This window comes from Paractinoplanes toevensis (genome assembly GCF_018332695.1).
Lineage (GTDB): Bacteria > Actinomycetota > Actinomycetes > Mycobacteriales > Micromonosporaceae > Actinoplanes > Actinoplanes toevensis.
This window is the reverse complement of sequence record NZ_BOQN01000038.1, coordinates 80,746-90,925: the sequence shown is the minus strand read 5'-3', so window position 1 is coordinate 90,925 and position 10,180 is coordinate 80,746. Positions and strand designations below refer to the sequence as shown.

Sequence of the window (10,180 nt, the reverse complement as noted above, 5' to 3'; positions counted from 1 at the left end):
ATGCACAGGAAACAGCGTTTCGCTAGGGGACACATCGCGTGCCCTGTCCTTGAATCCTATTGCTCCTATCGGTTATGTTCGCCACTGCATTCATCGATGACCGTGGAGGTTCGCGCCGTGGCTGACAACCTGACCAGACGGGGCGTGATCGCCGGAATAGCCGGGCTCGCGTCCGGGGCCGCTCTGGCCGCCGAGCCGGCCTTCGCGGGCACGGCCGAGGAGCGGAAGTTCGCCGCGATCCCGCAGCTGGGCTCGTCCCGCCGGCCGAACATCCTGGTCATCCTGGGCGACGACCTCGGCTGGGCCGACCTGAGCAGTTACGGCTCCCCGCACATCGCCACCCCGCACCTGGACGGGCTGGCCAAGGGCGGCGTCCGGTTCACCGACGGCTATTCGGCCGCCGCGGTCTGCTCCCCCACCCGGATCGCCCTCTACACCGGGCGTTACCCCGGTCGCATCCCCGGTGGACTGCCCGAGCCGATCAGCGCGCACACCGACCAGAACGGCATCCCGCCCGAGCATCCGACGCTCGCCTCACTGCTCAAGGCGGCCGGCTACGGCACCGCGATGTTCGGCAAGTGGCACTGCGGCTTCCTGCCCTGGTTCAGCCCGCTGCGCTCGGGCTGGGACGAGTTCTTCGGCAACTTCTCCGGGGCGGTCGACTACTACTCCAAGGTGGACAACAGCGGCACGCTCGACCTGTACGAGGGTGAGGTGCCGGTCGAGTCGATCGAGTACTACACCGACACGATCGGCGACCGCGCCGCCGAATACGTCCACCGACCCCATTCCGCACCGTGGCTGCTGAACCTGAATTTCACCAGCCCGCACTGGCCGTGGGAGGCGCCCGGCGACCGGCAGACCAGCGCCGAGCTGACCGCGCGGGCCAAAGCCGGCGACACCGGGGCGCTGTTCCACTACGACGGCGGGTCGCTCGACATCTACCGCAAAATGGTCGAGAACATGGACCGCAACGTGGGCAAGGTGCTGTCCGCGCTGCGCGAGACCGGCCAGGAGCGCGACACGATCGTCCTGTTCTCCAGCGACAACGGCGGCGAGCGCTTCTCCTACCAATGGCCGTTGAGCGGCGCCAAGGGCGAGCTGAGCGAGGGCGGCATCCGGGTGCCGAACATCCTGCGCTGGCCGGCCCGGCTGCGCCCCCGCCAGGTGAGCCACGAGCCGGTGGTGACCCACGACTGGACGGCCACCCTGCTCGAGTTGGCCGGCGCCCGGCCCGACCCGGCCTATCCGGGCGACGGCCGCAGCTTCGCCGGGTACCTGCTGCGCGGCGAGCAGGCCCCGGCCCGCGACCTGTTCTGGCGCACCGCCGACGCCCGAGCCCTGCGCCGCGGCGACTGGAAGTACCTACGAGCGACCACCGACGCGGACGACGCTCTCTACAACATCCGGGCTGACCCGCGCGAACAGGCCGACCTGTCCGCCAAGCAACCGGCCCTGCTGGCTTCGTTGCGCACGAAATGGGAATCGATCAACACCACGCTGATCCCCTACCGCTGACTCCGGCATCTGTCTCGCAACCGGTTGGCCCGCACAGACCGGCAGGAACAATGCCAAGCTTCGGTACGCGGTGGGCCCGGCCCCGTGGCACTCGGTCCCTCTGCGCGGGACTCACCCTCCGCGCGCCCCCGCCGGGCGGGCCCGCCCGGCAACTCCGCCCGCTGCCGGACCCATCTCCACTCACGACTGAGGACCCCTCCGGACACCCTTCATCCGCGCTGGAGGGTGCTTCGGCCCTCAGCACTGATCGACGGCCGCGGCATTCGCGATCAGCCCCAGATCTTGTGGCGCCGGCACACCGCACCGGGGGGTAAGTCGCCAAGATCTGAGCCGTATGGAAACCGGCGCCGGCCCCGCGGACAGACCCGTATCGCGCGCGAGGCGCGGCGCGCGCCGTGCCCGCGCGCAGGTCGCGCTGAGCGGCGGCCCGCCCGTAGCTGCGGTTGTGGACCCCATGCCCGTACCCGAAAAGAAGTGCAAGTTCGCCGCCCAGCGGGCCGTTCCGTGGGGTTCGAATCCTGCGAAACGGACCTAGTTGAAGGGGGCGCGGTTGACGCCGAAGTAGGCGTGGATCTGCGACGCGCGGGCCTCGGTGCGGGCCACGATCAGGGCCACGGTGGTGAGCACCGTTGTGGCCGCGATCAGGCCCCACGCGGTCTTGTGCCAGGGGTCGCCGGCGGCCAGCGCGCCGCACAGGAAGATCGCCACGCCGCCGCAGCCGGTCACCAGCCGCAGTTCGCGCAGCCAGGTGTGGAACATGTCGTGCGCCTCCCGGGCACCGCCGAAGTGCGACAGCGGTGACCACTTCGCGGTGATCCACAGCCCGGCCATGGTGAAGAGCCAGAACGCGGCCAGCCAGATGCACCAGGCGGTGACGTTGCCGAGGAAGAACGCGGGCGGGATCTCCAGGCCGGCCACCGCGAACGGCAGGAAGCAGTCGACGAAGCTGGGCGCCCACCGGATCAGGACGCTCAGGGTCAGGTAGAAGTAGAAGACCGAGACGAACACCAGCAGCAGGGTGAAGCTCTGCGCGCTGACCAGCGCCGTCGGCTTGGGGAAGGTGTTCTGGGCCAGCAGCGCCAGGGCGACACCCTGGATGATGCTGATGATGGTGATGAATCCGTTCGGGGAGACCTCGAGCGAACGGCGGATCAGGACGTCGCGGGTGAGGGCCTGGATGGCCTCACCGCGGGCCGGTGGCTCACCGTGCTCGTACCACACGGGGTTATTTGATGACTCTTCGTAGGCCCGGCGGGTCGTGAAGGCATGGTTGAGGTAGGTCCGTTGTTCGGGTTGCCGTCGATGTTTGGCGCGCGCGAAGTCATGTGATTCTGCTGCCACGCCCCACATCATGGCGCACTCGTCAATACCGCCCGGGTCCGTAAGATCAATTTCTGAAAGCCGCTCAGCCGCACATAACAGCAGTTCGGAGTGGGTGCATTGGATCGCTCGAGAACTGTCAAGTGGGCGTGTGCGATGATTTTGGAAATAGTCGGTTCGGATCACCATGGAATGAACGATAAAGGCAGCTCATCGGGCCTATCGCTCCGCTACTGCCATTTTGGTGCGGTTCCGAGCCGATTACTGAGAGTCATGTGCGGCAAAAGCAAAAAAGACCAAAGGAACCTCCGGACCGGGCAGCGCGTGTACGGGACATGGTGGTTGCGGCAATGACGACCGGCGCGGACCGGACGACCGACGACTTCGAGGCGTTCTACCGGGCCAATGTGGACCGGGTCTACCGGGCGCTCGCGGTGACGCTGCGCCGCGACGACCTCGCGCAGGAGGCGGTCGACGAGGCGATGGCCCGCGCCTATGCGAAATGGGCGACGGTGCACGCGCTGGACAACCCGGCCGGCTGGGTGTTCCGGGTCGGGCTCAACTGGGCGACGTCGTTCTGGCGCAAGGCGCGCCGGGAGCGCCCGCCCGCCGAGGAGTCGGCCCACCCGCACCACGGTCCGCCGGACGGCGAGGTGGCGGCACGCGATGCGCTCGCCAAACTGCCGCTGCCCCAGCGCGCGGTCGTGACCTGCCGTGTCCTGCTCGACCTCAGCACTGCCGAGACCGCCGCCGCCCTGGCCGTCAGCGAGGGCACCGTGAAGAGCCGGCTGTCCCGCGGCCTGGCCACGATGCGCGCCGCACTTTCGGAGGAGAACCGATGACCATGGATCAGATCCCGGCCGAGGTCGAGGCGGCCGTGCGGGCCGAGGCGATCAGCGCCCCGGGGTACTCCGGCGGCTTGGGCGACGTGTACCGCCGGGCCCGGCGGCGCCGCAACCGTCAGGTGGCCGGCGCGTTCGCCGCGGTGCTCGCCCTGGCCGGCGCCGGCTTCCTGCTGCGCCCCGAGACGCGGCACGTCGCGGTCGTGCCCCCGGTCGCGCCATCGGTCTCGGCGCCTGCGGTCGTTCCGGCTCAGCGGCTTCTCATGCTCGATGGGCCCGGCATCTATCACGTGACCGGCGGCCCGCAGGTCCAGCTGGGCGCCTCGGAGTTCGGCGAGCTGACCGTCAGTCGAGGTTTCGCCATCCATCGGGTGACCGGCGCCGACAGCTGGGACCGGTACGTCGGCCTGCGGGACGGCCGGATCGTCGCGCTCGGCCCGCACGGCCCGACTCCCGGCACCGACGTCACCGGCCCGGACATCAACCTCGTGGTGACCCGGGCCGACGGCCGGATCGAGGTGAAGCGCAACGTACGGCACCCCGGCGAGAGTGTCGCGCTGGTGGCCGCGGACAGCACGTCGGCCTACCTGTGGCGGCCGGCCGGCCTGGTCCAGCACGACCTCGGCAGCGGTTCGGAACACGTCCTCGTCGAGCGCGACAGGCTCGGCGTCCCGAGCACCCTGGACGGCGCCGCCGACCTGGTGGGCCGGCGCTTCGTGGTGTCGCTCGCGTCGGCGCCCTGCAGCCTGCGATGGCTCTTCGACGAGGGCACCACCGTGACGATGCCGCTGCGCGGGGTGCCCTGCGCGCACGTCAACGGTCTGCGCCTGTCGCCGGACGCCACCCGGATCGCCGTCGCCTACCGGACGACCGACCTCACCGTCGGCCTCGCCGTGCTGCGCCTCTCGGACGGCGCGGTCCTGGCCGACCGGAAATTCGCCCGGCCCCCGTCCGGCAAGTCCTCCATGCCGGTGGGCCTCGCCTGGCAGGACGACTCCACACTGCTCGCCGCGATCCTGCCGGTCGGCACCGGCGGCACCCAGAAGGTGAACCTGCTGACGGTCGCCGTCAGCCCGTAGGATCCGGACATGACGTCCCTCGCCGAACTACGTCATCTGTTGCACTCGCACGCCGAGGTGGGCCTGGACCTGCCGGAGACCCAGGCGATCCTCCTGGACGCGCTGGCCGGGCTCGGCCTCGACATCCGCCTCGGGGCCGGGCTCAGCTCCGTCACCGCCGTGCTGCGCGGTGGCCGGCCCGGGCCGGTGGTGCTGCTGCGGGCCGACATGGACGCGCTGCCGCTGACCGAGGAGACCGGGCTGCCGATCGCCGCCGACCGGCCGGCGATGCACGCCTGCGGGCACGACATGCACATGACCGGGCTGGTCGGTGCGGCCCGGCTGCTCGCCGAGCGCCGCGACGAGCTGCCGGGCAGCGTCGTGTTCATGTTCCAGCCGGGCGAGGAGGGCGCCGGCGGGGCTCGCATCATGCTCGAGGAGGGGGTGCTGGACGCCGCCGGGGAGCGGCCGGTGGCGGCGTACGCGCTGCACGTCGACAGCAAGCTCGCCGCAGGCGTCCGCCGCACCCGGCCCGAGTCCATCATGGCCGGCAGCAACATCCTCGACCTCCGGGTCAACGGCGCCGGCGGGCACGCGGCGCTGCCGCACACCGGCGTCGACCCGGTGCCGGTGGCCGCCGAGATCGTCCTGGCCATCCAGTCGTTCGTCACCCGGCGGGTGCCGGCCCACGACCCGGCCATCGTCTCGGTCACCCGCCTGCAGACCAACTCCCAGGCCCGCAACGTGATGCCGTCGACGGTGGAGATCGACGTCAACGTGCGGACGCTCTCCCGGGAGACCCTCGCCCTCGTGCGCGACGACCTGACCGCCATGCTCGCCGCGATCGGCGCCGCGCACGGCTGCACGGTCGACGCCGAGTTCGTCGAGGCCTACCCGGTGACCTACAACGACCCGGCCGAGACCGAGGCCGTGATCGAGCTGCTGGGCGCCGACCGGCTGCCCGCCTCCGGCATGGCCTCGGAGGACTTCGCCTACGTGCTCGATCAGGTGCCCGGCACGCTGCTGTTCGTCGGCGCCTGCCCGCCCGGCGTCGACCCGGCGACCGGCCCGGCCATGCATTCCGCGGCGGTGGCCTTCGACGACGGCGTGCTGGACCTGATGGCGTCGACCTTCCGGGATCTGGCCGTGCACCGGCTGGAACGGGGCACCGTACATTGAGGACGGTCGCCTAGGCTGAGGACGTGGATCACGACGTCATCGTCGTCGGCGCCGGGCCGGTCGGCCTCCTTCTCGCGTGTGAGCTGCGGCTGGCCGGGGTCCGGGTCGCGGTGCTGGAGCAGCGGGCCGAGCGCGGCCCGCACACCAAGGCGATGGCCGTGCACGCCCGCACGGTCGAGCAGCTCGCCATGCGCGGTCTCGCCGAGCCGCTGCTGAGCGCCGGGGTGCGGTTGCCGAGCTGGCATTTCGGTTTCCTCGGCACCCGCATCGACTTCACCGCGATCGACTCGCCGTACCCTTTCGTGCTCACGTTTCCGCAGAACCGCACCGAGGCGCTGCTCGAGGAAAAGGCGATCGAGCTGGGTGCCACGGTCACCCGAGGCGTGCCGGTCACGGCCGTTTCGCAAGACGATTCGGGCGTACGGGTCAACGACCTCACGGCCGCCTGGGTGGTCGGAGCGGACGGCGCCAACTCCGTGGTCCGCAGGTCGGCCGGCGTCGGGTTTCGCGGCATCGAGGCGCGTTTCTACTCGTACCTCGGCGATGTGCTGGCCGACGATCCGCCACCGCCCGGCTTCGACGTGGTGAACGAGCACGGCGCGATGATGGTCGCCCCGATGCCCGGCGGGGTCTACCGGATCGCCGGCTACGACCCCGCCCACCAGGAGCACGACGGCCGCCGGGAGATCACCTTGGACGAGCTGAACGACATCTGCCGGCGGATCGCGGGCCGCGAGTTCGGCGTCCACGACCCGAAGTGGCTGAGCCGGTTCGGCAACACCACGAAGGTCGCCGAGTGCTACCGCCGGGGCCGGGTGCTGCTGGCCGGCGATGCCGCGCACATGCACTTCCCGGCCGGCGGCAACGGCCTCAACCTGGGCCTGCAGGACGCCATGAACCTCGGCTGGAAACTCGCCGCCGTCGTCCAGGGCCGGGCCCCGGCCGAGCTGCTGGACTCCTATGACACCGAGCGGCGCCCGTGGGGTGACGACGTGGCCCGGCACACCATGGCGCAGACCGCCCTGATCACCGCGACCACGCCGGAGGGGCTGGCGCTGCGCGAGCTGCTCGCCGACCTGATCGGCGAGTTCCCCGACGTTTCGCTGCGGCTGGCCCGGCGGTTGTCCGCGATCGACGTCGCCTATCCACCGGCCGACCCGGCCGCGCATCCGCTGACCGGTTCCCGGGTGACCGGCGCCGACCTGCACGACGCCAAACCGGTGCTGCTCTCGCCGCGCCCGCTGCCGCATGCCTCGATCACCGCGACCCGGCTGGGCGTGCGGGTGGCGACCGGCCCGACCACGATGATCGTCCGCCCGGACGGTTACGTCTGGTGGGCCACCGACGACGACGATCCCGACGGCGCGGCGGGCACGGCTCTCGAGGCCCTGGGCGTCAGTTTCTGACGCCCTTCACCAGCAGGTAGCCCACCATCCAGAACTCGCCGATCGACGCGGGCACCGCCAGCAGGTCGCTCGGGACGAAGGCGCTGACTGCGTAGCCGACGCCGCCGGCGATCAGGATCCAGCCGAGCGGCCGGGGCATCCAGCCGGTGGTCAGCACGGCCTGCCCCATCGGGATCAGCCACAGTCCGAAGAAGATGCCGCCCGCGGTCCAGAGGTGCCCGCTCACCAGATAGAGCAGCTGGACCGTGGTGGCGGCATCACCGAACGGCCGGTCGGCCACCTCGGCGGCGGTGGCCAGCAGGGCCGCGCTGCCGAGCACGACGACCGCATTGACGAGGCCGAACGCGGCGATGCCGGCCGCCGCGACCGGTGCCTTCTCGCGGAACAGGCGGTAGAACCCGGCGGCGGCGAGGGCCTGGGTGAGCACGACGAGCAGTTCGAGCGCGACGCCGAGCCGGGCCAGCGAAGGGTGGTCGGCGAGGTTGGTGAGGGTGTCGCGAACGCGCCCTCGCCGCGGCGGTCGCGATCGCCGACGCCGAAGGCCTGAAGGCGCTGACCATGCGCCGACTCGCCGCCGCCGTCGAGGTGGAGGCGATGTCGCTCTACTACCACCTGCCCGGCAAGGAGGGCCTGCTCGACGGCCTCGCCGAAACGGTGATCGGCGAGATCGTCGCGGCCCCGGTGCCCGCGGCGGCGGACTGGCGCGCGGCCCTGCGCGGCCGCTTCCTGCTGGCCCGCGAGGTCATGCTGCGCCATCCCTGGGCGCCGGCCGTGCTCGGCTCCCGCCCGGCCATCCCGCCCGCCCTGTTCGGCTACTACGACGAGATCGTCGGCACGCTGACCGCCGCCGGCTTCACCCCGCACCTGGCCCACCGCGCCCTGCACGCCTTCGGCACCATGGCGCTCGGCTTCGTGCAGGAACTCTTCACCCCCGGCACCACCGACACCGGCGCGGCCGAGGCCGACCTGGCCGAGATGGCCGCCGCGGTGCCGCACCTGACCGCGATGATGGCCGCCGAGATGCATGCCGCCGATGCCGACTCGCTCGGCTGGTGCGACACCCGGGCCGAGTTCGAGTTCACCCTCGACCTGCTGCTCGACGGCCTGGAACGGCAACGGGCCGTCACATGACGACGGACATCCGCTTGTCGATGCCGGTGCCGTACTCCGGGTGGCCGCCGCGGATGTGCACCGCGAAGCTGGTGATGTCGGCCCGGTAGAGCCGCAGCTCCGCCTCCCCGCTCAACTCCTCCGGCACGAACGGCTCGGCACCGCCGCTGGTGTCCCGGAACGCGATCTCGCACTGGTCGGCCAGATCGTCGTCGGCGATCTGGCGGGCGTTCGCGCTCAGATAGACCGCCTCGCCGTCGCCCGGCCGGCGCTGCGAGTCGAAGATGACGATCGAGATCCGCGGCTGCCGTTCCAGGTTCTGCGAGTGCTGCGAGCCGGGCTCCGAAACCCAGTAGAGCGATCGGTAGTCGTCGTGCGTGAAATAGACCGGGGTCAGCCGGGGAAGCCCGTCGGGCTCGACCGTACCCAATGTCATGTATCGGTTGCCGTCGATGACGCTGCGCACCATTGCGGTCAGGTCGGACATGCTCTTGAGGCTAACCCGCACTCCCCGCATTGCGCTCGGCGAGCGCGCAGCAGCCGCTGCTGCAGCGACTCGCGGACCAGGCCGGAAAGATCCGCCCCGGTGCCGGACATACGCCAGGGTGGAACCCGTGACTTCCGACGATCGCCGGCAACGGTTCGAGGCACTCGCGCCGGCCGTTATCGACGCGATACGCCGGTACCTGGCCCGCCGCACCGACCCGGCGACCGCCGACGACGTGCTCTCCGAGACGCTGCTGATCTGCTGGCGGCGGCTCGACGAGATGCCCGGCGAACACCTGCCCTGGGCGTACGGTGTGGCCCGCCGTTGTCTCGCCAACGCCGAACGCGCACACCGCCGGCAGGAACGGTTGGCCGTACGGATAGCCGCCCTTGATGGTTTTGTGGTCGCCCCGCCGGAACCGGCCGACGATGAGCTCGCCGCCGCGATGGCCGGCCTCCGCGGCGAGGACGCCGAAATTCTGCGCCTGTGGGCATGGGAGGACCTGGCCCCCGCGCAGATCGCGGCCGTCCTCGGCATCACCGCGAACGCCACGAGCATCCGCCTGCACCGCGCCAAACAGAGGTTGCGCGATGAGCTGCGAAAGACCGGCGCGGCCGCCGGACATGAGGAGTCGACCGAAGGGAGAAGGCCATGACCGACGACGACCTGCGCACCCGCCTGCGTCGCACGGACCCGGCGGCATCGCTGGCGCCACTGCCTCCCGGCCAGGTCTCACGACTTCTGGAGGAAACCATGACCGCTGGTGTTGCCACCCTCCCGGCCCGCCGCCGGCTGCTGCTGCTGCTGCCCGTCCTGGCCGCCGCCGCGGCCGTCCTGCTGCTGGCCGGCGCGGGCTGGCTGATCTTCCGCCCATCGGACCCGGTCGCGATCCTGCCGCAGGCCCTCCCCTCCGCCGCCCCCGTGCGCCTGACCGCCGCACCCGGCGGCAACGCGAAATGCCGCGAACCGCAGGCGGCGATGCTGGCCGCGAACGCCGACTACGCCTTCGCCGGCACCGTGACCACCGTCGGCGACCTGGTCACCCTGCGGGTCAGCAAGGTCTACCGGGGCCCGGCCACCACGACGGTGCAGGTGGAGAAGCAGCCCGGCAGCTCCGAGACGGTGATGGGCAGCGGCACGTTCGAGGTCGGCAAGGGCTACCTGATCGCCGCGAACGAGGGCACCCTGCTGGTCTGCGGCTACAGCGGCGAGGCCGACACCCCGGGCCTGCTGTCCCTGTACGAGCAGGCGTTCTGAGCC

11 protein-coding genes are annotated in these 10,180 nt (G+C 71.1%); 8 read left to right on the top strand and 3 right to left on the bottom strand.

Going from position 1 to position 10,180, the window contains the following annotated elements; genetic code table 11:
• Positions 1-117: 117 nt before the first annotated feature.
• A complete protein-coding gene (locus Ato02nite_RS13170; RefSeq protein WP_246606850.1) occupies positions 118-1,518 on the top strand; it encodes a sulfatase family protein in 1,401 nt (466 codons plus the stop codon).
• Positions 1,519-2,049: 531 nt separating this feature from the next.
• Here the strand turns inward: Ato02nite_RS13170 and Ato02nite_RS13165 are convergent.
• Positions 2,050-2,739, bottom strand: a complete 690-nt coding sequence (locus Ato02nite_RS13165) for a hypothetical protein (protein WP_213006761.1) — start codon at positions 2,737-2,739, stop codon at positions 2,050-2,052.
• Positions 2,740-3,188: 449 nt separating this feature from the next.
• On the opposite strand from Ato02nite_RS13165, the gene Ato02nite_RS13160 reads away from it, so the two are divergent.
• From Ato02nite_RS13160 to Ato02nite_RS13145, 4 genes are read left to right on the top strand one after another with little or no spacing between them, the layout of a single operon-like run.
• On the top strand, positions 3,189-3,680 hold the full coding sequence (locus tag Ato02nite_RS13160) for an RNA polymerase sigma factor (protein ID WP_246606822.1): 492 nt from the start codon (positions 3,189-3,191) through the stop codon (positions 3,678-3,680).
• Positions 3,677-4,759 (top strand): hypothetical protein, encoded by a 1,083-nt coding sequence (locus Ato02nite_RS13155; protein WP_213006759.1) that lies wholly within the window; start codon positions 3,677-3,679, stop codon positions 4,757-4,759. The genes Ato02nite_RS13160 and Ato02nite_RS13155 overlap by 4 nt, the downstream gene beginning before the upstream one ends.
• 9 nt (positions 4,760-4,768) lie before the next feature.
• The gene (locus tag Ato02nite_RS13150) at positions 4,769-5,917 is read left to right on the top strand and encodes a M20 metallopeptidase family protein (RefSeq protein WP_213006758.1); all 1,149 of its coding nucleotides are present in this window, start codon (positions 4,769-4,771) and stop codon (positions 5,915-5,917) included.
• 23 nt (positions 5,918-5,940) lie between these two features.
• Positions 5,941-7,323: an FAD-dependent monooxygenase gene (locus Ato02nite_RS13145; protein WP_246606812.1), complete on the top strand. Its 1,383-nt coding sequence runs from the start codon at positions 5,941-5,943 to the stop codon at positions 7,321-7,323.
• Here the strand turns inward: Ato02nite_RS13145 and Ato02nite_RS13140 are convergent.
• Positions 7,313-7,786 (bottom strand): DUF4386 domain-containing protein, encoded by a 474-nt coding sequence (locus Ato02nite_RS13140; protein WP_213006931.1) that lies wholly within the window; start codon positions 7,784-7,786, stop codon positions 7,313-7,315. The two genes, Ato02nite_RS13145 and Ato02nite_RS13140, sit on opposite strands and share 11 nt — an antisense overlap.
• 95 nt (positions 7,787-7,881) lie before the next feature.
• Between Ato02nite_RS13140 and Ato02nite_RS13135 the strand changes: the two genes are divergently transcribed.
• A complete protein-coding gene (locus Ato02nite_RS13135; RefSeq protein WP_246606805.1) occupies positions 7,882-8,454 on the top strand; it encodes a TetR/AcrR family transcriptional regulator C-terminal domain-containing protein in 573 nt (190 codons plus the stop codon).
• Here the strand turns inward: Ato02nite_RS13135 and Ato02nite_RS13130 are convergent.
• The gene (locus tag Ato02nite_RS13130) at positions 8,447-8,920 is read right to left on the bottom strand and encodes a pyridoxamine 5'-phosphate oxidase family protein (RefSeq protein ID WP_213006757.1); all 474 of its coding nucleotides are present in this window, start codon (positions 8,918-8,920) and stop codon (positions 8,447-8,449) included. The genes Ato02nite_RS13135 and Ato02nite_RS13130 overlap by 8 nt on opposite strands.
• Positions 8,921-9,047: 127 nt before the next feature.
• On the opposite strand from Ato02nite_RS13130, the gene Ato02nite_RS13125 reads away from it, so the two are divergent.
• Together Ato02nite_RS13125 and Ato02nite_RS13120 are read left to right on the top strand one after the other, a co-directional pair.
• Complete coding sequence (locus tag Ato02nite_RS13125; RefSeq protein WP_213006756.1) at positions 9,048-9,575, top strand: RNA polymerase sigma factor; 528 nt, start codon at positions 9,048-9,050, stop codon at positions 9,573-9,575.
• Positions 9,572-10,177, top strand: a complete 606-nt coding sequence (locus Ato02nite_RS13120) for a hypothetical protein (protein ID WP_213006755.1) — start codon at positions 9,572-9,574, stop codon at positions 10,175-10,177. The genes Ato02nite_RS13125 and Ato02nite_RS13120 overlap by 4 nt, the downstream gene beginning before the upstream one ends.
• The last annotated feature ends 3 nt before the right edge of the window (positions 10,178-10,180 follow it).

Bases quoted from the DNA above. Each gene is read 5' to 3' on its own strand.
- Ato02nite_RS13130 (WP_213006757.1), bottom strand. From the start codon at position 8,920: ATGTCCGACCTGACCGCAATGGTGCGCAGCGTCATCGACGGCAACCGA.
- Ato02nite_RS13155 (WP_213006759.1), top strand. From the start codon at position 3,677: ATGACCATGGATCAGATCCCGGCCGAGGTCGAGGCGGCCGTGCGGGCC.
- Ato02nite_RS13150 (WP_213006758.1), top strand. From the start codon at position 4,769: ATGACGTCCCTCGCCGAACTACGTCATCTGTTGCACTCGCACGCCGAG.
- Ato02nite_RS13135 (WP_246606805.1), top strand. From the start codon at position 7,882: ATGCGCCGACTCGCCGCCGCCGTCGAGGTGGAGGCGATGTCGCTCTAC.
- Ato02nite_RS13120 (WP_213006755.1), top strand. From the start codon at position 9,572: ATGACCGACGACGACCTGCGCACCCGCCTGCGTCGCACGGACCCGGCG.
- Ato02nite_RS13160 (WP_246606822.1), top strand. From the start codon at position 3,189: ATGACGACCGGCGCGGACCGGACGACCGACGACTTCGAGGCGTTCTAC.